Here is a 22,470-nt window from a genome sequence, read left to right as displayed (position 1 = left end):
AGGTTGACCATGGCAACACGATCCGCCGCCGTCCGTGCATCCGCTTCCACGAAAGTGACGCATGGCCTGGGTGCCAGGCCGCATGATTTCGAACGTTTCGCCAGCATGGACCCGATCAGCCAGGGTCGGACCATTCGCGATGGCATGGAAGCCATCATCGCCGAGCGCGTTGCCAAGGAACTGTTGCAGGTTCCCCTGCAGACGCTGCTGGCCGGGCTGGGCCTGCCCAGTTCGACCATTCTGCGCAAGATTTCACGCAAGGAACGCCTCTCGGGGCCGGAATCGGACCGCATCGCACGCGTGCTCTACATCCGCGAACAGGCCGCCGATGTCTTCGAGGATGAAGCGCTGGCGGCGCAGTGGATGTGTCGTCCCAATGCCACCCTGGGCGGCATGACGCCGCTGGAGGTACTCGATACGCAGCCTGGCTATGACCGGGTCCGCGATATCCTGAGCCGTATCGCCTTCGGGGTGGCGGCTTGAGTGTCACCCGCGTTTACCGGCTCGCCAAGGAAAAACCGGGGCATTATGCGGCCGATGATCTTTCCGGCAATGGCGCTGCCTTGAGTGGCGGTCGCTGGAATCCACGTGGCCTGAGGGTGCTCTATACCTGCTGTAGCGCCTCCACGGCGCTGCTGGAATCCCTGGTCCACATGGCCGGGCTGATGCCACGCGCCAACTTCTACCTGGTCGTGCTGGAGTTGCCGCAGGCCGAGGTGCGCAAGGCCTATGTTCCGGAGCTGCCACCGGACTGGTCCGACATCACCCGCGATCCAGCCAGCACGGCGGCCATCGGGAAGCACTGGATCGAGCAGGGGAAACAGCTTGTCATGAAGGTGCCATCGGTGGTCAGTCCCACCGATTTCAACCTTCTGCTCAATCCCCTGCATCCGCAGATGGCCGGTGTCAGGGTCGTGGAAAAGCAGCTCTTCCAGTTCGACGCCCGGCTATTCGGCTAAGGTGTCCGCCCTGGTTTGCCTCGTAGTCACTTCACCTTGCTCTCGATCAGCTTGACCAGCGCATGCACGGTCAGGTTGACCGGTGTGGACAGCCCATGGGCCTGGCCGCGCCGGACGATGAAGCCGTTGAGGTGGTCGATTTCGCTGGGCTTGCCGCGTGCCAGGTCCTGCGCGGTCGAGGAGAACTGGGAGGGCATGGTCTCGATGATCTTGCGTACGGCGGTGTCGACGTCGCCGGCCAGGGTCACGCCTTCGGCAGCGGCCACGGCCTTGCATTCGGCCACCAGGTGGGCCATCACCTCCGGCACGCCCACGCCTTCCACCAGCTTGCCGTAGGGCAGTTGCGCGATGGCGGAGAGAGCGTTGTAGGCGCAGTTGATGATCAGCTTCAGCCACAGGGCGCCACGCACATTGTCGGAAATCTCGGTGGGCACGCCAGCGGCGATCAGGGCATCGGCCGCAGCCCGGCTGCGGGCAGCCGGTTCGATCACCAGTTCGCCGCGTCCGTGGTGCTTGACGTGGCCGGGGCCGGCCATTTCGGTGGCGACGTAGACCACCGCCGCCGACACCGGTTGCGGGATCACGGTGCGCAGGCGCTCGGCATTGTCGGTGCCGTTCTGCAATGTCAGCACCAGCGTATCGGCGCCCAGGTAGGGGCGCAGTTGCGCGCCGGCAGTTTCGGTATCAGGAGACTTGACGCAGAACAGCACCAGCTCGGCGCCGGCGACAATGGCGGGATCGGTGCTGGCCTTGACGGGGATGGTCTCATCGAAGGTCTTGGCTTCCAGCCGCAGGCCACGGGTATTGAAGGCCTCCACGTGCTGGGGGCGGCCCACCAGGACCACCTCATGTCCGGCGCGTGCCAGCATCCCGGCAAAATAACAGCCCACTGCACCCGCGCCCATCACTGCAACTTTCATGCGTGTCTCCCCGCTCGGTAGATTGATGACGAAGCGGAAAGCCTAACACAGCACCGCGGTCTTTTCAGGCGGGGTCAGCAGCGGTCAGAACGAGCGCCGCACCCGCACCGACACATAGGCCGGGGGCTTGGTGGTGGCAGTCGCCCGGGCGCTGTGCAGGCGGTGCAGGGTGATCTGGTTGACCTCGGCATGGCTGCCGTCGATGTGCTCTCCCATGATCTGCTGTGCCGCGTCGGCATCGCCGGCCGCGATGCAGTCCAGGATGGCGGCATGTTCCTCGTAGGTCGAGTGCAGGCAATCGCCATAGAGGAAATCCAGGCGGCGCACGATGCGGATGCGGTCGGTCAGGCGGTCGAAGGTATCGGCCATCTCCTGGTTGCCGGCCGCGCGCACCAGGGTCTGGTGGAACACTTCGTCGAGCTGTGCGGCCTTGGGGCCATCCAGCTCGCGGGCCTGCTCCGGCACGCACCAGGAGGCACGCAGGCCGGCCAGCACGCTCTGGTCGCCGGCCTGGGCGCACAGGCGGCGCACGGCATGGGTCTCGATGAGCTTGCGCATTTCGTAGAGGTCGGAAAAGCGCTTGAAATCGATCGGCACGATCTCCCAGCCACCGCGCACGTAGCCCTGCATCAGGCCATCGTTCTGCAGGCGCTGCAGGGCTTGCCGTACCGGCGTGCGCGAGACCTTGAAGTAGGCGGCGATTTCGGTCTCGGTGATCTGGTCGCCGGGCAGCAGCCGCATGTCGAAGATGTCCTGCCGCAGCTGGGCGTAGACATACTCGGGCAGGGAGCCGCTGCGCACCAGCGCATCGTCGCCGTCGGGCTCGGCCACGTCGATGGCCTCGGCCGTCGGCGGCAGGGGGGAGGGGGCAGCCACGCTCTTCACGATGGTCGCATCCTCACCAGGCCGCCACGCAGCCATCGGTGCGCGGCTCGGTACCGCCGCACAGGACACCTTCGTCATTGCGCCAGATGATCTGGCCACGGCCGAAGCCCAACTGGTTGCCTGACCACGAGACCTCGTGACCAAGCCCGCCCAGGCCGCGGAACAGGTGTTCGGCGGTGCTGTGCTCGATGGAGACCTTGTTGCCCTTTTCCCACTCCCAGCGCGGCGCGTCCAGCGATGCCTGCGGGTTGAGGCCGAAATCGACCGTGTTCATCACCATCTGCACATGGCCCTGGGGCTGCATGAAGCCGCCCATCACGCCGAAGGGACCGACTGCCTGACCGTTGCGCGTCATGAAGCCGGGGATGATGGTGTGATACGGGCGCTTGCCCGGCGCCAGCACGTTGGGATGGCCGGCTTCCAGGGTGAAGTTGTTGCCACGGTTGTGCAGGGCGATGCCGGTTCCCGGCACGACCAGGCCGGAGCCAAAGCCCATGTAGTTGCTCTGGATGAAGGACACCATGTTGCCCTCGGCATCGGCGGTACACAGATAGACCGTACCACCGCGTGAGGGATCGCCGGCCACCGGCAGGGTGGCGCGTTCGCCGATGAGTTTGCGGCGTTCGTCGGCATAGGCGTCGGAGAGCAACTGCTCCACCGTCACCTTCATGTGGGCCGGGTCGGCGATGTGCGCCAGGCCATCGGCGTAGGCCAGCTTGATGGCTTCGATCTGGCGGTGGTAGGTGGCCAGGGTGTCGCGCTCGGAAAAGTCGTAGGCCTTCAGCAGGTTCAGCGCCATCAGCGCCACCATGCCGTGGCCATTGGGCGGGATTTCCCAGACGTCGTAGCCGCGATAGTTCACGCCGATGGGGTCCACCCATTCCGGCTGGAAGGCGGCCAGGTCGGAGGCTTGCATGTAGCCGCCGGCTTGCTGGATGAAGGCGGCGATCCGGCCAGCCAGTTCACCGCGATAGAAACCTTCGGCGCCGTCCTCTGCGATGGATTGCAGGGTCGCGGCATGGCCGGCCGAGCGCCACAGCTGGCCGGCTTGCGGTGCTCGGCCGTCGATGCAGAAGGTGTCGAACCAGGACTGGAAATGGGCGTCCTTGAATTCACGCTTGAAGTTCTGTTGTGCCACCTGCCAGGCGTGCGCCACCATCGGCGAGACCGGGAAACCTTCCTGCGCCAGGGTGATGGCACCGGCCATCGAATCGGTGAGGGCCAGCTTGCCGAAGCGCTTGGCCATGGCAGCCCAGGCGCTGGGCGTGCCAGGCACCGTCACCGGCAGGGCGCCGTACTTGGGGACTTCCTTCAGGCCGGCGCCGGTGAGCTTGTCGGCCGAGATCGATTGTGGTGCCGGGCCACTGGCGTTGAGGCCATGCAGCTTGCCACCATGCCAGACCAGGGCGAAGGCATCGCCGCCGATGCCGTTGGCGGTCGGCTCCACCACCGTCAGCGCGGCGGCCGCGGCGATGGCGGCGTCGATGGCATTACCGCCGCGCTGCAGGACTTCCAGCCCGGCTTGCGCGGCCAGCGGCTGCGAGGTGGCGACCATGCCGCGCCGGGCATAGACCGCACTGCGGCGCGAGAGGTAGGGATAGTGGTTGCTGCTGAAGTCGGGGAAGGCAGGCATGGCGGTCTCTCGTTCTTGGGTCAGGTGTGTATTTTAGCGATACAGGTGGCAGGCCACGGTATGGGTGGGGCTGAGCTTGATCGGGGCCGGCACTTCGCGCTGGCAGACTTCCATGCAGGACGGGCAGCGTGGATGGAAGTGGCAGCCGGCGGGCGGCGCGGCCGGGTTGGGGATGCTTCCCTGCAGCACGATGCGCTGGCGCTGCTCGCGTGGGTGTTCACGCGGGATGGCCGAGAGCAGGGCTTGTGTATAGGGGTGGCTGGGCCGGGCATAGATGTCTTCACGCGCGCCCAGCTCCACCATGCGGCCCAGGTACATCACGCCGATGGTGTCGCTCACATGGCGGATCACGGCCAGGTCGTGCGAGACGAAGAGATAGGTCAGCCCCAGTTCCTGCTGCAGTTCGCGCAGCAGGTTGAGGATCTGCGCCTGGATCGAGACATCCAGTGCCGAGACGGCTTCGTCGGCCACCACCAGTCTGGGGCGGGTGATGATGGCGCGGGCGATGCCCACGCGCTGGCGCTGGCCGCCGGAGAATTCGTGCGGATGGCGCGCCGCATAGGCCGGGTTCAGACCCACCATGTCCAGTGCCTCGGCCACCTTGCGCTTGCGGGTGGCGCGGTCGTGCAGGCCATGCACGATGAGCGGTTCTTCCAGCACTTCGCCGATGCTCATGCGCGGGTTCAGCGAGGCATAGGGGTCCTGGAACACCATCTGCATGTGGCGGCGCATGGCGCGTAGCGGGCCGGCCGGCAGCAGGGTGATTTCCTGGCCCATGAAGCGCACGCTGCCTTCGGTGGGTTCGATCAGGCGCAGTACGCTGCGTCCGGTGGTGGACTTGCCGCAGCCGGATTCGCCGACCAGGCCCAGGGTCTGGCCTTCGGCGATGCTGAAGGAGACGTCGTCAACGGCCTTGACGGTGGTGCTGCCGGCAGCAAAATGTTTTTTCAGTCCGTGGACTTCGAGCAGGGGAGGGTTCATCGTCATTAGCCTTGCTTCAATGCGGATACCAGCAGCGCACATGATGGCCGTCGCCCAGGTCTTCCAGTGGTGGCATTTCCTGGCGGCAGATGTCCTGCGCGCGGGCGCAGCGGGCGGCGAAGCGGCAGCCGCTCTTGACGGTGCCGGGCGGCGGCACGCTGCCGGGAATGGCATTCAGGGGCGCGCCGGGCGTGGCGTCCAGTGCCGGGCGGGCGCGCATGAGGGCGTGGGTGTAGGGGTGGGCGGGGCGGTCGAAGAGGTCCTCCACGCTGCTCTGTTCCACCACCTGGCCGGCATACATCACTACCACCCGTTCGCACATCTCGGCCACCACGCCCAGGTCGTGGGTGATCAACAGGATGGAGGTCTGCTGCTCGCGCTTGAGGTCACGCATCAGGTCCAGGATCTGGGCCTGGATGGTGACATCCAGGGCGGTAGTGGGTTCGTCGCAGATGAGCAGCTTGGGCTTGCACAGCAGTGCCATGGCGATCATCACGCGCTGGCGCATGCCGCCGGAGAGGCTGTGCGGGTATTCGTCCACCAGTTGCGCGGCCCGTGCCAGGCCCACGCGTTCCAGCATGGCCAGCACGCGGGCATCGATCTGCGGGCGCGCCAGGCCGGTGTGGATGCGCAGCATCTCGGCCAGTTGTTCGCCGATGCGGTGCAAGGGGTTCAGGGAAGTCATCGGTTCCTGGAAGATCATGGCGATCTCCTTGCCCCGGATGCCGCGCAGGGCCTCATCCTCGGCCTGCAGCAGGTCGCGCCCGTCGAAGCGGATCGCGCCTGACAGGCGGGCCTGGCTGGCCATGGGGAACAGCCGCAGGATGGACAGCGCGGTCACGCTCTTGCCGCAGCCGGATTCGCCCAGCAGGCCGACCGTTTCGTCGCGCCCCAGCGAGAAGGAGACACCATCGACCGGCGCCACGCGCCGGCCGTGGCTCAGGAATTCTATTTTCAGATTGTCGATTTCCAGCATGGGTATTCCTTGGCGGCTCACTTGGTGATGCCATCAGCGGCTCAGTTTTGGATCAAAGACTTCGCGGATGCCATCGCCCAGCAGGTTGAAGCCCAGCACCACCAGGAAGATCGCCAGCCCCGGCCACATGGCCAGCATCGGTGTGGTGTTCAGGTAGCCCTGGGCGATGTGCAGCATGGAGCCCCAGCTCGGATCTTCCGGCTTGGCGCCCAGGCCCAGGTAGGACAGGCCGGCTTCGGCGATGATCGCGGTACCCATGGCGAAGGTAGCCTGGATCACTAGCGGCGCCAGCGAATTGGGCAGGATGTAGCGCCACATGATGCGCAGGTGGCCGGCGCCGATCGAGCGGGCCGCCATCACGTAATCGAGGTTGCGGATGGTCATGGCCTGGCCGCGCGCCAGGCGCACGAAGGAAGACGTGAAACCGATACCCACCGCCACCATGGCATTGTAGAAGCCGCCACCCAGTGCGGCCGCCAGTGCCAGCGCCAGGATCAGCGAGGGGAAGGCCTGCAGTGCATCGACCACGCGCATGACGATGGCATCGACCGCGCCACGGTAGTAGCCGCTGACGATGCCGATGGGCACGCCCAGGGAAAACGCCAGCCCCACCGAGATCAGCGCCGCCTGCAGCGAGATGCGCGAGCCGAAGAGCATGCGGGTGTAGATGTCGCGGCCGAGATCGTCGGTGCCCAGCCAGTGTTCGGCGCTGGGGCCGGCCAGCAGGTTGCCGTAGTCCTGGTCGAAGATGGGGTCGTAGTGCGCCAGCAGTGGCGCGGCCAGCGCCAGTACGATCAGCAACCCGATGATGAGGGCGCCGATCAGCGCCAGCCGGTTGCCGGCGAAGCGGCGCAGCGTGCGCCAGCGCGGCAGTTCGGGCAGGGCCTGGGAGGACGTCGTGTTGGTCGTGTTGGTCGTGTTGGTCGTGTTGGTGGAGGAATTCATGGTCGGGCCTGGCAGGGTGGGCGGGGATGCATGGTGCTCATGAAGCTCATCGTGATCATCGTGAAATACGCGGATCGATCACGCTGTAGAGCAGGTCCACGCCCAGGTTGACGATCACCACCATGACGGTGGCGGCCAGCACGCCGGCCTGCACGGTCACGTAGTCGCGCTGGAAGATGGCGTCCACGATCATCTTGCCCATGCCGGGAATGCCGAAGATGCTTTCGGTGATCACCAGTCCACCGAGCATGCCCGAGACCATCAGGCCGCTGGCGGTGAGCACCGGGATCATGGCGTTGCGCAGGGCGTGGCCCAGCACCACCTGCCAGTCGCGCAGGCCCTTGGAGAAGGCGGTGCGGATGTAGTCCTCGTTGAGCACTTCCAGCAGGCTGCTGCGCACCATGCGCATGAGGATGGCCGATTCGCGCAGGCCGGTCACCACCATGGGCATGATCATGGCGATCAGGTTGGCGTGCCAGTCCACGCTCAGTGGTACGAAGCCCGAGGCCGGCAGCCAGCCCAGCTTGACCGCGAACAGGATGATGAACAGCATGCCCAGCCAGAAGTGTGGCACCGACATGCCGAACAGCGCGATCAGGGTGCCGATGGCATTGGCCCAGCCACGCGGTCGTGCGGCCGAGAGGATGCCGGCCGGCACGGCGATGATCACCGCCACCAGGAAGCTGCCGATGGCCAGTTCGATGGTCACCGGCAGGCGTTGCCACAGGGCGTCGGCCACCGGGGTGTTGTCGATGAAGGAGCGGCCCAGGTCGCCGTGCAGCACGGCCCATAGCCAGCGCCCGTACTGCACCAGCAGCGGATCGTCCAGGCCCAGTTTCAGGCGCAGGGCGGCCGCCGCTTCCGGCGTGGCTTCCATGCCGAGGATGGCGGCTACCGGATCGCCCGGTAGCACCGCCAGCAGGGAAAACACCACCATGCTCACCAGCAGCAGGGTGGGGAGGGACAGCAGGAGACGCTTGAGCAGCTTGGGCATGGCTTGTTTTCGAAACGACTTGAGACGACTTGAGGCAGGCTGCAATGGCGTGCGATGGCGCGCGACTACTTGGACACGGTGGCAGTGCGGATCACGCCGTCGGGCACGTACTGGAAGCCCTTGACCGACTTGGCGATGCCGAACAGCACGTTGTCGTGCACGGTGTAGATGTAGGGCACTTCCTTGACCAGGATGGCCATGGCCTGGTCGTAGAAGCCTTTGCGCTTGGCCTGGTCGCCTTCCACCCGGGCCTGCTGCAGCAGGTCGTCCACTTCCTTGGCGCCGAAGTGGGAGTAGTTCAGCGAGCCATTGGTGGTGACGAAGTCATAGATGTTCTGGTCCGGGTCGGGACGTCCGCTCCAGCCCACGAAAAGGCCTTCGAAATTGCCGGCCTTGCCGGCCTCGATCTGGGTGGCCAGTTCGGTCTTTTCCAGCGTGACGCTGATCCCGGCCGGACGCAACATGCCCTGGATCATCTGGCCGACCTGCAATTCATCCGGGGTGGTGGGCAGGGTCAGCTTGAAGCTGAAGCCGCCTTCCTTGCCGGCTGCCTTCAGCAGTGCCTTGGCACGCGCCACATCGACCTTGGGCGGGACGTCGCTGGGACCGTTGGCGAACTGCGCCTTGGAGAAGGGCGAGTGACCGGCGGCGACGGCGTTGTTGTAGACCACCTTGGCGATGGCGTTGCGGTCGATCAGGATGTCCACGGCTTCGCGCACTTCCTTCTTGTCGAAGGGAGGCTTGCCGGTATTCATGTAGAAGCCGCGGAAGCCCAGCGAGGGCTTGTTGAGCACGGTGTAGCTGGCGTTGGCGGGGACGTTGGTGATTTCCTTGTAGGGGAAGCGATTGGTGATGTCCACCTGGCCGCTGCGCAGGTTGTTGAAGGCCACGTTGACGTCCGGCATGATCTTGTAGACCACCTCGTCCACCTTGGGCAGGCCGGCGCGCCAGTAGTCGGGATTCTTCTTCAGGGTGATGGTGGCGCCCTTGAGCCGGCCTTCATAGCTGAAGGGGCCGGTGCCGACCGGATGGTTGACGTAGTCGTCGCCATATTTCTTCACGGCCGCCGGCGAGGACATCATGCCGGCACGGTCGGTGAGGATGGAGAGGAAGGGTGCGAAGGGCGTGGAGAGATCCAGTTTGATGGTGTGATCGTCCACCACCGTGATCTTGCTGACGTACTTCAGCTCGTTACGGCGCAAAGAGGTCTTTTCCTGGCCGCGCAGCAAATTGAATTCCACCGCCTTGGCATCGAAGGGCGTACCGTCCTGGAACTTCACGCCCTTGCGCAGAAAGAGGGTATAGGTCTTCTGGTCCTCCGAGACGGTCCAGCGCTCCGCCAGCATCGGCACGATCTTGCCTTCGCCATCCAGGTCCACCAGCTTGTCGAAGATGCTCTGGTAGACGATGCGCTCATTGAGCATCGAGGACTGGGTCGGATCGAGCTTGCCGGGATCGGCGTCCAGGGAGATGTTCAGGGTCACTGCCAAGGCCGGCAGGGAACAGGCGGCAAACACCGCCGAGGACATCGTGGACAACAGGAAACGGGAGACGCGCTGGTTCATTCGGTGTTCCTTTCAAGGGTCATCACGCACTGGTCGCAGCCGGCTGGCGTTCCCACACCGCTCGGCGCAGGGGAATGTCGTCAGGCCATCGCGGCAGCTTAAGCGATGAAAACGGTGAGGGCAAGGACGGATACGTCAATGTATACAACAAAGAAGACATGCATGAACCGTGCCATGTCTGCCCGGATCGGGCCCACTTGCGGGATGCCTTGCAGCACTTGCCTGATCGGCCGGAGAGGCCTCCGGGCGGTGCTTCGTGCCGTGATTCATGGCAGGGCGTAGTGAGGTTCGCCGATGGGGCAATGCCCTGCGGCGGTGCGCGTGGCGCTATCGGATGGGGGCAGGTTGTGGGGCAAGATCATGTGGCGGAATGACCTCGCAAGAGCGCATTAAAAGATTTTTCATTAAATCGCTTGCTATTTAATTTTGGCCTCGTTAAACTGCGTCCATGAATTCGAAAACAGACAAACGCAAGGCGGCCCCGCTACTGGATGCCCAGTTGTGTTTTGCGCTGTACTCGACTTCGCTGTCGATGAGCAAGCTCTACCGCAAGCTCTTGCGCAACATGGGCATCACCTATTCGCAGTACCTGGTGCTGATGGTGTTGTGGGAGCAGGACCAGTTGACGGTCTCCGAGATTGGCGAGCGCCTGGTGCTGGATTCGGCCACGCTCACGCCCTTGCTCAAGCGCATGGAAGCGCAGGGACTGCTGACCCGCGAACGGGCGGCCAGCGATGAGCGCCAGGTGGTCATTTCCCTGACGCCCGAAGGCGACGCACTGCGTGAGCAAGCCGTGGAGCTACCGAGGGAAGTGTTGAGGGCGACCGAGTCCACCGCCGCCGAACTGATGGCGATGAAGGAAGAATTGATGGAGCTGCGCGCCCGCTTGCACAAGAACACGGGCGAGTGAGCGAGAGGGATGTAACGGCGATGCCGACGTCCCTTTTTTAAGATGATATAAATAGTGCGCTATATAATAGCGTGATAAATTGATTGCATCGGCAATCTAGGTGGTGATCGGTGGTGATTGATGGTGAGCAAGGTCAATATCGCCCAGGTTTGCAGGCCACGCTGTTATACGCAGAGCCAATGGTTTTAATAAGTAGTTTGCTATTTAATAGTGATTTAGTTGTATGTGTTTTCCATGCAGTTTTCGACCCTTGGGGTCAGTGTTTCGAAGTAGCTGGTTGTTGTTCCCTCGTTGAAATTTCCCGGTGCAGATGCACCAATCCGACCATAGAGAAAAGGAAGAAGATCATGAAATCGTTCAAGCAACTCGCCGCCGTCGCCGCCATCGGTCTGGTATTCGGCAATGCCTACGCAGCTGGTGACGCCGGTGTCGAGCCGACCACCCAGTCTTTCCTGCAAGCCCTGGAAGCGGGCGGTGGCAAGCCCCTGGAACAGCTCTCCCCGAAGGATGCGCGTGCCGTGCTGGTGGGTGCGCAAGCCGGCGTGAAGCTGGAACTGCCCAAGGCGGATGTGTCGGAAAAGACCATCACCGCCGACGGCCAGGAGATCAAGCTGACCATCGTGCGTCCGGCCGGTTCGGCCAAGAAGACGCTGCCGGCCTTCATGTTCTTCCACGGTGGTGGCTGGGTGCTGGGCGACTTCCCGACCCACGAACGCCTGGTGCGTGACCTGGTGGCCAACTCCGGTGCCGTGGCTGTCTTCGTGAACTACACCCCGTCGCCGGAAGCCGGTTACGGTGTGGCGATCAACCAGGCCTACGCCGCCACCAAGTGGGTGGCCGCTCATGGCAAGGAAATCAACGTCGATGGCAAGCGCCTGGCCGTGGCTGGCAACAGCGTCGGCGGCAACATGGCCGCGGTCGTGGCCCTGATGGCCAAGGACAAGGGTGGCCCCGCACTGCGTTCGGAAGTCCTGATGTGGCCGGTGACCGATGCCAACTTCGAGACCGGTTCCTACAACCAGTTCGCCAATGGCTACTTCCTCACCAAGAACATGATGAAGTGGTTCTGGGACAGCTACACCACCGACGCCGCCAAGCGCAAGGAAATCTACGCTTCGCCGCTCAATGCTTCCCAGGCTGAGTTGACCGGCCTGCCGCCGACCCTGATCCAGACCGCCGAAAACGACGTGCTGCGTGATGAAGGCGAGGCCTACGGTCGCAAGCTGCAAGCCGCCGGTGTGGCTGTGACCAGCGTGCGCTACAACGGCATGATCCACGACTTCGGCCTGCTGAACGTGCTGGCCAAGGTACCTGCCGTCCAGACAGCAATGCGTCAGGCTGGCGAGGAACTGAAGTTCCGCCTGAAGTAACCGCCTGACCGGAAGTGCCGGACCGCTGCACAGGCAGCGTCCGGCTTCAAGCACAACGCCCCCGAACGACAGCGTCGTCCGGGGGCGTTGTGTTTTCCGTCGCCGTCGCGTTCAGCGCGGCATCAGGGGACCAGAACTCAGGGCCGAGGACTTCAGGCCAGGACCTTGGTCAGCCAGGCGCCGATATCGGCCACTTCTTCGCCACACACCGAGTGCTGCATGGGGTAGTCATGCCATTCGACCTTGTGGCCCAGTTGCGTGAGCAGTTCGCGCGATTTGACGGCGCGTTCCAGCACCACCACCGGGTCCATGGTGCCGTGCGCCATGAAGATCGGTGTGTCATGGTTGGCGCCGTGGCGTTCGGCCTCGATGGTGGCCGCCAGCGGCAGGTAGCCGGACAGGCACATCAGGCCGGCCAGTCGCTCCGGATGGCGCAGGCCGGTCTGCAGGGTCATGGCGCAACCTTGCGAGAAGCCGGCCAGCACGATGCGCTCGGCCGGAATGCCACGCGCCTTTTCGTTGGCGATCAGCGCTTCGACGGCGGCCTGCGAGGCGCGCAGGCCGGGTTCGTCTTCGCGGCGCACCAGGTCGGGGGCGAAGATGTCGTACCAGGCGCGCATCACGTAGCCACCGTTGATGGTCACCGGCATGGTGGGCGCGGTGGGGAAGATGAAGCGGATCGGCGGGCAGCCGGAGAGGTCCAGCTCGCGCACGATGGGCACGAAGTCCGAACCGTCGGCGCCCAGGCCGTGCAGCCAGATGACGGCAGCAGTCGGGTTGGGGGCGGTTTCGATCTGTATCGTTTCGAGTTGGGCGGCCATGGGCGAGGTTTCCTGATTGCTTGTGAGTTGACGGTTGGCGCTTGACGGCACAGAGCAGGCAGTGGATTTGTGTCTGCCGCCGGGGCGGCGCACAATACGGTGTTGTCCGTCGTCCAGTGTCGCTGCGAGCCAGTCATATTGCGATGGGCTCACATCATACGATGAACACCGCGCAAATGCTGCCGCGCCGAACGAGGATGCTTCCATGAATTGCCGACCATTGATCCGCCACCTGCTGGCCACCTGCGCCGCATTGCTGATGCTGGCCCCCGTGCCGGGGCATACCGAGGCCGAGGGACGGCTGTTCCAGCCCGTGGGCGAAAACCTGATGATCGCGCCGCCGCCGGGTTGGCGGCTGGCCTACATGAATGGTGATCCGGAGGGCGATTACGTGGTCGACTTCCTGCCCGCCAACGAGGCGCACGATTCCTGGCGCGAGGGCTATATGGGCGTGCAGCGCCGCAGTTTTCCCGACGCCGGCCTGCTGGCCAATATCCGGGCGCGCAATGTGACCGTGCCGCAGGTGGCCCTGAGCGAGGTGATGCAGGGTGCCCAGCGCAACTGCCCGGGGCGCTTCGTGCCGATGTCGCAGAAGGATGGCAGCACCAACAATATCCCGCTGTCGGTCAGCGGTGGCTTCTGCGACCGCGTCGGTCCCTCGGCCCCGTATGGCGAGGGGACGGTGCTGGCGGTCTATCAGGGCAAGGAACGGCTGTTCGTGGTGCAGTTCAGCTGGCGGCCGCCGACCGAGAACGCACTGAAGCAATACCCTTACCGGATCAGCCCGGCGGGTCTGCAGCAGTTCCTGGATCTGCTGAACGCGGCCACGCTGTGCGGCGGGCCGGATGAGGGGAAGTGTCCGAACTAGCGCCTGTGCGCACTGAATCTGCTCTCGCAGATTCAGTGTGAACATGCCCTAGGGTTTGACCGCCGGCCGGATCGCCGACTTGGGGCGGAAGGCCTTGCAGACGGTGTCGTCGGTCTCGATGTAGGGGCCACCGATGAGGTCGATGCAGTAGGGGATGGCGGCGAAGATGCCCGGCACCTTGACCTTGCCATCGGCTTCCTTCAGGCCTTCCAGTGTTTCGCGGATGGACTTGGGCTGGCCCGGCAGGTTCAGCACCAGTGCAGCGTGGCGCTCGGTCTCGCGGATCACCGCCACCTGGCGCGACAGGATGGCAGTCGGCACGAACTGCAGGCTGATCTGGCGCATCTGCTCGCCGAAGCCCGGCATTTCCTTGGTGCCGATGGCCAGTGTGGCTTCGGGCGTGACGTCGCGGCGCGAGGGGCCGGTGCCGCCGGTGGTGAGCACCAGGTCGCAGGCAGCGACATCGACCAGTTCCATCAGGGTCTGTTCGATCTGGGCGCGTTCATCGGGGATCAGGCGGGTTTCGATCTGGAACGGGGTGGTCAGCGCGCTGCGCAGCCATTCCTGCAGGGCCGGGATGCCCTGGTCCTGGTAGACCCCGCCGGAGGCGCGGTCCGAGATCGAGACCAGTCCGACCCGCAGCACCTCGCGCTGGCCGGCCTGGGCGTCAACGCTCATCGTCGTCCTGCTCGTCCTGCTGGTCCTGATCCACGACCGCTTCGCCCTTGGCCAGGTTGGCCTGGGTCTGCAGCTGCTTGAGGATCTGGAAGATTTCGCGGTAGGCCTTGGGCGGCTTGTGCTCGGCCTGTTCCTTGCGGGCATTGCGGATCAGCGTGCGCATGTGCTGCGCGTCGACCTCGGGATGGCGGTTCAAAAGTTCGGTCAGGGCCTGGTCGTCGGCCAGCAGCTTTTCGCGGCGGCGCTCCAGGGCGTGCATGGCGGCGGTTTCGGCCTTGGAGGCGCCGTGCCAGCTGTCGATGGTCTTCTGGATGATGGCCAGTTCATCCGGCTCCAGTGTGCGCATCTTCTTGCCCACGTACTGCATCTGGCGGCGACGGCCTTCGTGGTCCTTGATCTGCTGGCATTCGAGGATGGCATCGCGCACGTCTTCCGGCATGGGGACGCGCTTGACGCGGTCGCGCGGTTCGGCGACCAGCGATTCGCCCAGTTTTTGCAGGGCATCCATCTCGCGCTTGAGTTGGGACTTGGAGGGGCGGTCGTATTCCTGTTCGAATTCGCTGGACTGGAATCCGACAGCGCCGCGGTTGGCATTGGGCATATCGTGACTTCGAGAAATAAAGCTTAACGACTGCTATGATAACCGTTTTACCCGCATTTCAGAGAAAACAGGCTCATGAGCGATACCCCATTTACGCACAGTCAGGATCAGTTGAAGCAGTTGGCGCAGGATGTCCTGCGTTATGCCCGTGACAAGGGCGCCTCGGACGCCGCCGTCGATATCAGCGAAGGCAGTGGCCTGTCGGTAGCGGTGCGCAAGGGCAAGATCGAGACCATCGAGCAGAACAAGGACAAGGGCATCGGCGTCACGGTGTTCCTCGGAGAAGGCCGCCAGGTGCGGCGCGGCAATGCCAGTACCTCGGATTTCTCGCAGCAGGCGCTGAAGGAAACGGTGGAAGCGGCCTACAACATCGCCCGCTTCACCTCCATCGATGATTGCGCCGGCCTGCCCGAGGCCGAGATGCTGGAAATGGCGCCGCGCGACCTGAAACTGTTTTCGCCATGGAACATTTCCACCGAAGAAGCTGTGGCGCTGGCCCAACGCTGCGAGGCGGCGGCCCTGGAGACCGATCCCCGCATCAGCAACAGCGAAGGGGCCGGGGTCTATGTGCAACACTCGCATTTCATCGCAGCCAACAGCCGTGGCTTCATGGGCGGCTACCCGTTCTCGCGCCACACCATCTCGGTGGCGCCCATCGCCGGCAAGGGCGCGGGCATGCAGCGCGACGACTGGTATTCCTCCAAGCGCGACCCCAAGCTGCTGGCCAAGCCGGAAGCCATCGGCCGCTACGCCGCCGAACGCGCGCTGGCGCGCCTGAATGCACGCAAGCTGAGCACCCGCAAGTGCCCGGTGCTGTTCGAGGCACCGCTGGCGGCCGGTTTGCTGGGCGCCTTCGTGCAGGCGGTGTCGGGTGGTGCGCTATATCGCAAGTCCACCTTCCTGCTGGATTCGCTGGGCCAGCAGGTCTTCCCCGAGCACATCCAGATCCTGGAAGATCCGCACGTGATCGGTGCAGTGGGCTCGGCGCCCTTCGATGAAGAAGGCGTGCGCACCGTCAAGCGCGAAGTGGTCAAGGATGGCGTGGTGCAGGGCTATTTCCTGTCCACCTATTCGGCACGCAAGCTGGGCATGCAGACCACCGGCAACTCCGGCGGATCGCACAACCTGACACTGCGCTCGGACCTGACCACCAAGGCCGACACCTTCAAGGGCATGTTGAAGAAGATGGGGACCGGCCTGCTGGTGACCGAGCTGATGGGGCAGGGCGTGAACTACGTCACCGGCGATTATTCGCGTGGCGCCTCCGGTTACTGGGTCGAGAACGGTGTCATCCAGTACCCGGTGGAGGAGATCACCATCGCCGGCAACATGAAGGACATGCTGCGCCAGATCGTCGCCGTGGGTAACGACACGCTGGTGCGCGGAACCAAGGAAACCGGTTCCATCCTGCTGGAAAACATGACCATCGCTGGCGACTGAGCCCGGTGCAGGCCGCAGCGCCCGTCAGGGTGTTGCGGTGCCACGGCCGCAGCCGCCCTGACCGGGAGGCAAGCCTTGGACGACATCCACATCCGGCGCGGCTATCTGCCAGGCGCCATCGGGCGGGTAGCCGAGCTGCACGCCGCCTATTACACCGAAAACTGGAGCTTCGGGGTCTACTTCGAAGCGCGCATCGCCACCGAGCTGGCCGCCTTCATGAGTCGCTACGACGACAGCCGCGACGGTTTCTGGACCGCCGCCGTTCACGGGCGCGTCGAGGGCTCGCTCACCATCGATGGCCAGCATGCACAGCAGCAGGGCGCCTGGCTGCGCTGGTTCATCGCCTCCGAAAAACTGCGCGGGCGCGGCGTCGGCGATGCCCTGGTGGCCGAGGCGGTGCGCACTTGCGCCGAGCGGGATTATCCTTCCATCTACCTGTGGAGCTTCGAGGGACTGCACGCAGCAAATGCGTTATACGAACGACATGGCTTCGTGCTGGCCGAGCAGCGCATCGGCTCGCATTGGGGAGTGAAGCTCAACGAGCGGCGCTACGAGTTGCTGCTGTGAGGCGATCTGCAGGGCGCACGCTGCGGCGCTAGAATGGCGGATTGGCGCACCTGCGCAACTTCCGGATTGCATCCCTCGCCACATGGCCCAACACACCGCCGCCGCCCACTCCAGCGGCCAAGTCCTGCCGTTCCGTGAATCCCTGCTGGCCACGCTCGGTATCTGCTTCGTCATCATGCTGGTCGCGCTGGACCAGACCATCGTCGGTACCGCATTGCCCACCATCGTGGCCGAGCTGAAGGGCTTCGAACTCTATGCCTGGGTGGCGACGGCCTATCTGCTGACCTCGGTGATCACGGTGCCCATCTTCGGGCGGCTGGGTGACTATTTCGGCCGCAAGCCCTTCGTGATCGCATCCATCGTGGTCTTCGTCGGTGCCTCGGCCCTGTGCGGCATGGCCGACAGCATGCTGTTCCTGGTGCTGGCGCGCGGCCTGCAGGGCATCGGTGGCGGCATGTTGGTGGGGACCTGCTTTGCGTCGATTGCCGACCTGTTTCCCGATCCCCGCGTGCGGCTGCGCTGGCAGATCATCCTGTCGGCCTCGTTCGGCATCGCCACTGCCGTGGGGCCGTCGCTGGGCGGCTTCCTCACGCAGGGCCTGGGCTGGCGCTGGGTGTTCTACTGCAACCTGCCCATCGGCGTGATCTCGCTGTTCTTCGTCTGGCGCTTCGTGCCGCACATCCGGCATATGCAGCATGCGGGCAAGATGCGGCTGGACTGGCCGGGCGCGCTGCTGATCTCGCTGTCGCTGGGCAGCCTGCAATTGCTGGTGGAGCTCTTGCCCAAGCGCGGCATCACCGGCGGCATGCTGGCCTTGCTGCTGCTCTCGGTGGTGGCGTTCTATGCCTTGTGGAAGTGGGAGCAGCGCGCCGCACAACCCATCCTGCCCTTCGAGATGCTGCGCGACCGGGCGCTGGCCAGCCTGTTCCTGCTATCGGTGCTGGCCGGCTTTGCCATGTTCTCGCTGCTGATGTACGCGCCGCTGCTGTTCCAGGGCGGCTTCGGCCTGAGCCCGCGCGAGGCCGGCCTGCTGATCACGCCGCTGGTGGCCTGTATTACCGTGGCCAGCATCGTCAATGGCCGCATCATCACCCGCATTCCCAACCCCAACCTGATGATGAACCTGGGCTTCGCCCTGATCGCGGCCGCCTGCCTGGGGGTGGTGCTGTGCGACCGCAATACCGGCAACGGCTTCCTGCTGGCGGTGATGCTGGCCGGCGGTTTCGGATTGGGGCTGGTCTTGCCCAACCTGACGGTGTTCGCCCAGCAGGCCGCGGCCCGCGAGCACCTGGGCATCGCCACCGCCTTGCTGCAGTCCCTGCGCATGATCGGTGGGATGCTGGGGACCGCGATCACCGGCACGCTGGTCAGCCAGATGTATGGTGCCGGCGTGCAGAAGGCGCTGGAGGGCGATCATGCCGCCCAGTGGCTCAAGGATTTCAGCGACCCGGAAGTGCTGGTCAACCATGACATCCAGTCGGTGCTGCTGGCCCAGCTGATGCAGGCCGGCCACAATGGCTCGGCCTTGCTGGATGCGGCCCGTGACGCGCTGGTCGGGGCCATCCACATGGGCATCGCCATTGCCATCGTGGCCGCGCTGGTGGGCCTGTGGATGGTGCGGCGGGTGCCGCCGATCCGCTTCGATCAGGACAAGAAGGTGGAGCCTGTCATGTCGGAGTGATCTTCGCGGTGAAATGAAAAACGGACTGCAATGTGAGTTGCAGTCCGTTTTTTCTTGCCCATGCAGATCGGTCGTCGGGCTTATTCGGCCTTCTTCACCACCGCATAACGTTCCAGCGTACGCTCACGCGCCTGGGCGTGGTCCACGATGGGACGCGGATAGTTCTGGCCCAGCGTCACGCCCGCATCCATGCGCTCGTCCGGCGTGGCGGTCCACGGCGCGTGGATGCGTTTGTCGGAGAGCTTGGCCAGCTGCGGTAGATAACGGCGGATGAACTTGCCGTCGGGGTCGAACTTCTCCGACTGCGTGACCGGATTGAAGATGCGGAAATAGGGCTGGGCATCGCAGCCCGAGGAAGACGCCCATTGCCAGCCGCCGTTGTTGGCAGACAGATCGAAGTCGTTGAGGTGGATGGCGAAATAGCGCTCGCCCCAGCGCCAGTCGATGCCCAGGTCCTTGGTCAGGAAGCTGGCCACCACCATGCGCAGGCGGTTGTGCATGTAGCCGGTCTGGTTGATCTGGGCCATGGCCGCATCCACCAGCGGGTAGCCGGTGCGGCCTTCGCACCAGGCAGCGAACAGTTCTTCGGCATGCGGGCCCTGTTCCCAGCGGATGGCGTCGTACTCTGGCTTGAAGGCTTTTTCAGTCACACGCGGATGGTGGTGAAGGATCATGAAGTAGAAATCGCGCCAGGTCAGCTCCGACAGCCACACCGCCGCCCCGGCCGCCCCCTGGCCGGCGTGCATGGCCTGCATGGCCGCACGCGCCAAGGTGCGAATGGACACGGTGCCAAAGCGCAGGTGGATCGACAGGTAGGACGGCCCCTTCACCGCCGGGAAATCACGCGCCGTACCGTAGGCCCCGATGCGCTCCAGGAAATCGTCCAGCAACGCCTGGCCGCCGGACATGCCGGTGGGGATCTTCAGTTCCTGCAGATTGCTGGGCTCAAAACCGAGTTGCGCATGGGTGGGCCGGGCGTGATCCAGTCTGGCAGGTGGTCTGGCCAGCGCCTTGAGGTATTTTTCGACCGGATAGGGTTTCAGGTAGAAGTCGCCACCGGCGGCCGCCAGCTTGGCCATCCAGGCGTTCTTGTAGGGCGTGAAGACCGAGAAGGGCTTGGCCGACTGGGTCAATACTTCATCTTTCTCGAAAATGACCTGATCCTTGTAGCTGAGCAGCTGTGCGCCTTGTTTCTTCAGTTGTCGCGCTACCAACTGGTCGCGCTCGATGGCGGCCGGCTCATAGTCGGCATTGGTGAAGACCGCCTGCACCTCCAGTTCGGCCGCCAGTTCGGTGATGCGCTGGGCGGCTGAACCATGCAGCACGATGAGACCACCACCGGCCTTGCGCAAGGCGGCATCCAGCTCGGCCACGCTGGCCAGCAGGAAGTCGATGCGACGGTCGCGTGTGACCCCTTCGGCCTTGAGGGCGTCCAGGATGTCGGTATCGAAGACGAAAGCGCACCAGACGTTGGCGCTCTGCGACAGCGCGTGATACAGGGCGGCATGGTCGGTGTGGCGCAGGTCGCGGCGGAACCAGACCAGGGAATTCTCGAATTGGGACATTGCGTTCGCAGAATGAGGGTTGATGAAGGTGGTGCCCGGGAAGAAAAGCTCGCTTTCCGATGCTCGCTACTGATCGGTAGCGTCTGCCCCGGATGATAAAAGATTTCTGCCGATTTGACGCAAGGCATCTCAAGTGCGACATCACCTGACCGATAATGATTCATCCGCATGGGGATGCGGAAGCGGGTAGTGACGCGGTCGCAATGTCTGCGTCTCACACAATGGGAGATGGAAAAGCAATGAAGAATATGACAATCGGCGTCCGCCTGGGGTTGGCGTTTGCGGCGGTCCTGGTGCTGATGGCAATGATCACCGGCATCGGCATCTGGCGCCTGCAGGCCGTGGGCAAGCTCAACGACATGATGGTCAACGATGCACTGGTCAAGGAGCGGCTGGTCAATACCTTCTACAAGTCCATCGAGATCAACGTCGGGCGCATCGTGGCTGCGGCCAAGAATGCTGACCCGGAACAGCAGAAGTTCTACAAGCAGGAAATCGGCGCCACCATCAGCAAGAACAATGAGCTGGTCAAGCGCATGGAAGAACTGATCACCGATGACGCCGGGCGGGCCGGTCTGAACGAGATCAACGAGCGCCGCAAGGTGGTGCTGGCCGCCAACGCCGCCGTCTTCAAGGAAAAGGATGCCGGTAACGAGGAAGCCGCCCGCAAGGTGGTCGACGAGCAGCTGTTGCCCAGTACGCGGGTCTACCTGGCCGCCATCGAAAAGCTGGCGAACATGCAGACCGAGCGCATCCAGGGCCTGACGGTGGAGATCGACGGCCTGTTCCGGACGGCACGCATCGTGATGATGACCCTGGGGGTGATCGCCATCCTCCTGGGAGTGGTGCTGGCGCTGGCCATCACGCGCTCCATCACGGCACCGTTGAACAAGGCGGTTGACGTGGCCAGCCGTGTGGCCAAGGGCCAGCTGGACAACCAGATCGAGGTCAGCCGGGGTGACGAAACCGGCCAGCTGATGCGCGCCTTGAAGGAAATGAACGACAACCTGGTGGGCATCGTCAGTCGCGTGCGCCAGGGGACCGACACCATTGCCACGGCTTCCACTGAAATCGCCCATGGCAACCTGGACCTGTCCAACCGCACCGAACAGCAGGCCAGTTCGCTGGAGGAGACCGCCTCGGCCATGGAAGAACTGACTTCCACCGTGAAGCAGAATGCCGACAATGCGCGCCAGGCCAACCAGCTGGCGGCCTCCGCCTCGGAGGTAGCGGTGCAGGGTGGTTCGGTGGTGTCCGAAGTGGTGGCGACGATGGGGTCGATCAACGATTCCTCGCGCAAGATCGTGGACATCATCGCGGTGATCGATGGCATCGCCTTCCAGACCAACATCCTGGCGTTGAACGCTGCCGTCGAAGCGGCCCGCGCCGGCGAGCAGGGCCGCGGCTTTGCCGTCGTGGCGTCGGAAGTGCGTACCCTGGCCCAGCGCTCGGCCAGTGCGGCCAAGGAAATCAAGGAATTGATCGGCGATTCGGTCGGCAAGGTCGAGGCCGGCAGCAAGCTGGTCGAGCAGGCCGGCACGACGATGGAGGAAGTGGTGGCCAGCGTGCGCCGGGTGACCGACATCGTGGGCGAGATCACGTCCGCCTCGCAGGAGCAGAGCGACGGCATCGAGCAGGTCAACCAGGCCATCAACCTGATGGACGAGGCGACCCAGCAGAATGCAGCGCTGGTGGAGCAGGCCGCCGCCGCAGCGCGCCAGATGCAGGAACAGGCCGCAGCCCTGAGCGAGACGGTGAGCGTGTTCCGGCTGCGCGGGTAGCTAGGGAAGGGGGGCAAGGCACGCAGGCGCTTTGCTCTTATCCTTACGCGCCCCAAAACGCAAAAGGCCGATTGATTTTCATCAATCGACCTTTTTGGTTTGCTGCGCACGGAGGCACTCGGTCACGTCCCGCGACCCCGTCCTGCCTTGCAAGGCAGGACTTTCTCGTCCCTCCCGCAAAGCGCGCAGGCGCTTTGCTCGTGTGCCCCAAAACGCAAAAGGCCGATTGATTTTCATCAATCGACCTTTTTTGTTTGGTGCCCACGGAGGGACTCGAACCCCCACACCTCGCGGCACATGGACCTGAACCATGCGCGTCTACCAATTCCG

Annotated in this window: 21 protein-coding genes; 9 read left to right on the top strand and 12 right to left on the bottom strand. The window is 64.2% G+C overall.

Annotated elements, in window-relative coordinates; genetic code table 11:
- The first annotated feature begins 9 nt into the window (after positions 1-9).
- Positions 10-483, top strand: a complete 474-nt coding sequence (gene parS / locus HWE04_RS19440) for a type II RES/Xre toxin-antitoxin system antitoxin (RefSeq protein WP_241813433.1) — start codon at positions 10-12, stop codon at positions 481-483.
- Complete coding sequence (locus HWE04_RS19435; RefSeq protein WP_039875447.1) at positions 480-959, top strand: RES family NAD+ phosphorylase; 480 nt, start codon at positions 480-482, stop codon at positions 957-959. Before parS ends, HWE04_RS19435 begins: the two co-directional genes overlap by 4 nt.
- Before the next feature lie 26 nt (positions 960-985).
- Here HWE04_RS19435 and HWE04_RS19430 read toward each other — a convergent pair whose 3' ends face one another.
- The 8 genes from HWE04_RS19430 to HWE04_RS19395 form a co-directional block, all read right to left on the bottom strand.
- Positions 986-1,879: a ketopantoate reductase family protein gene (locus HWE04_RS19430; protein WP_006463588.1), complete on the bottom strand. Its 894-nt coding sequence runs from the start codon at positions 1,877-1,879 to the stop codon at positions 986-988.
- An 84-nt stretch (positions 1,880-1,963) separates the two neighbouring features.
- A complete protein-coding gene (locus tag HWE04_RS19425; protein ID WP_039875445.1) occupies positions 1,964-2,764 on the bottom strand; it encodes a GntR family transcriptional regulator in 801 nt (266 codons plus the stop codon).
- Positions 2,765-2,777: 13 nt separating this feature from the next.
- Entirely contained in the window at positions 2,778-4,397 is a 1,620-nt protein-coding gene (locus HWE04_RS19420; protein ID WP_241813432.1) for a gamma-glutamyltransferase family protein, read from the bottom strand.
- 33 nt (positions 4,398-4,430) lie between these two features.
- The gene (locus HWE04_RS19415) at positions 4,431-5,378 is read right to left on the bottom strand and encodes an ABC transporter ATP-binding protein (RefSeq protein ID WP_241813431.1); all 948 of its coding nucleotides are present in this window, start codon (positions 5,376-5,378) and stop codon (positions 4,431-4,433) included.
- A gap of 16 nt (positions 5,379-5,394) precedes the next feature.
- A complete protein-coding gene (locus tag HWE04_RS19410) occupies positions 5,395-6,354 on the bottom strand; it encodes an ABC transporter ATP-binding protein (RefSeq protein WP_241813430.1) in 960 nt (319 codons plus the stop codon).
- Between the two features lie 33 nt (positions 6,355-6,387).
- Entirely contained in the window at positions 6,388-7,299 is a 912-nt protein-coding gene (locus HWE04_RS19405; RefSeq protein ID WP_241813429.1) for an ABC transporter permease, read from the bottom strand.
- Positions 7,300-7,354: 55 nt separating this feature from the next.
- A complete protein-coding gene (locus tag HWE04_RS19400; protein ID WP_006463582.1) occupies positions 7,355-8,293 on the bottom strand; it encodes an ABC transporter permease in 939 nt (312 codons plus the stop codon).
- Positions 8,294-8,358: 65 nt separating this feature from the next.
- Positions 8,359-9,858 carry an ABC transporter substrate-binding protein gene (locus tag HWE04_RS19395; RefSeq protein WP_241813428.1) on the bottom strand — a complete coding sequence of 500 codons (1,500 nt, stop codon included), beginning with the start codon at positions 9,856-9,858 and terminating at the stop codon, positions 8,359-8,361.
- Between the two features lie 448 nt (positions 9,859-10,306).
- On the opposite strand from HWE04_RS19395, the gene HWE04_RS19390 reads away from it, so the two are divergent.
- Positions 10,307-10,768 (top strand): MarR family winged helix-turn-helix transcriptional regulator, encoded by a 462-nt coding sequence (locus HWE04_RS19390; protein ID WP_077238506.1) that lies wholly within the window; start codon positions 10,307-10,309, stop codon positions 10,766-10,768.
- Between the two features lie 347 nt (positions 10,769-11,115).
- Positions 11,116-12,138 carry an alpha/beta hydrolase gene (locus tag HWE04_RS19385; protein ID WP_006463579.1) on the top strand — a complete coding sequence of 341 codons (1,023 nt, stop codon included), beginning with the start codon at positions 11,116-11,118 and terminating at the stop codon, positions 12,136-12,138.
- Positions 12,139-12,290: 152 nt separating this feature from the next.
- Here HWE04_RS19385 and HWE04_RS19380 read toward each other — a convergent pair whose 3' ends face one another.
- Positions 12,291-12,959 carry an alpha/beta hydrolase gene (locus tag HWE04_RS19380; RefSeq protein WP_006463578.1) on the bottom strand — a complete coding sequence of 223 codons (669 nt, stop codon included), beginning with the start codon at positions 12,957-12,959 and terminating at the stop codon, positions 12,291-12,293.
- Between the two features lie 205 nt (positions 12,960-13,164).
- On the opposite strand from HWE04_RS19380, the gene HWE04_RS19375 reads away from it, so the two are divergent.
- Positions 13,165-13,827 (top strand): hypothetical protein, encoded by a 663-nt coding sequence (locus HWE04_RS19375; protein WP_077238509.1) that lies wholly within the window; start codon positions 13,165-13,167, stop codon positions 13,825-13,827.
- A gap of 48 nt (positions 13,828-13,875) precedes the next feature.
- Here the strand turns inward: HWE04_RS19375 and mog are convergent, their stop codons facing one another.
- Positions 13,876-14,505 carry a molybdopterin adenylyltransferase gene (mog, locus tag HWE04_RS19370; RefSeq protein WP_241813427.1) on the bottom strand — a complete coding sequence of 210 codons (630 nt, stop codon included), beginning with the start codon at positions 14,503-14,505 and terminating at the stop codon, positions 13,876-13,878.
- The gene (gene yjgA, locus HWE04_RS19365; protein ID WP_241813426.1) at positions 14,495-15,106 is read right to left on the bottom strand and encodes a ribosome biogenesis factor YjgA; all 612 of its coding nucleotides are present in this window, start codon (positions 15,104-15,106) and stop codon (positions 14,495-14,497) included. Before yjgA ends, mog begins: the two co-directional genes overlap by 11 nt.
- Positions 15,107-15,181: 75 nt before the next feature.
- Between yjgA and pmbA the strand changes: the two genes are divergently transcribed.
- From pmbA to HWE04_RS19350, 3 genes are all read left to right on the top strand, one after another.
- Positions 15,182-16,546: a metalloprotease PmbA gene (pmbA, locus tag HWE04_RS19360; protein ID WP_006463574.1), complete on the top strand. Its 1,365-nt coding sequence runs from the start codon at positions 15,182-15,184 to the stop codon at positions 16,544-16,546.
- A gap of 75 nt (positions 16,547-16,621) precedes the next feature.
- A complete protein-coding gene (locus HWE04_RS19355) occupies positions 16,622-17,113 on the top strand; it encodes a GNAT family N-acetyltransferase (RefSeq protein ID WP_006463573.1) in 492 nt (163 codons plus the stop codon).
- An 82-nt stretch (positions 17,114-17,195) separates the two neighbouring features.
- A complete protein-coding gene (locus HWE04_RS19350) occupies positions 17,196-18,794 on the top strand; it encodes an MDR family MFS transporter (RefSeq protein WP_241813425.1) in 1,599 nt (532 codons plus the stop codon).
- 80 nt (positions 18,795-18,874) lie between these two features.
- Here the strand turns inward: HWE04_RS19350 and HWE04_RS19345 are convergent, their stop codons facing one another.
- Positions 18,875-20,359 carry a cryptochrome/photolyase family protein gene (locus tag HWE04_RS19345; RefSeq protein WP_241813424.1) on the bottom strand — a complete coding sequence of 495 codons (1,485 nt, stop codon included), beginning with the start codon at positions 20,357-20,359 and terminating at the stop codon, positions 18,875-18,877.
- Positions 20,360-20,598: 239 nt separating this feature from the next.
- On the opposite strand from HWE04_RS19345, the gene HWE04_RS24490 reads away from it, so the two are divergent.
- Complete coding sequence (locus HWE04_RS24490) at positions 20,599-22,140, top strand: methyl-accepting chemotaxis protein (RefSeq protein WP_006463570.1); 1,542 nt, start codon at positions 20,599-20,601, stop codon at positions 22,138-22,140.
- The last annotated feature ends 330 nt before the right edge of the window (positions 22,141-22,470 follow it).

Origin of the sequence: Herbaspirillum sp. C7C2 (genome assembly GCF_022627865.1) — a bacterium.
GTDB lineage: Bacteria > Pseudomonadota > Gammaproteobacteria > Burkholderiales > Burkholderiaceae_D > Herbaspirillum > Herbaspirillum frisingense.
This window is presented reverse-complemented; position numbering and strand designations above follow the sequence as displayed.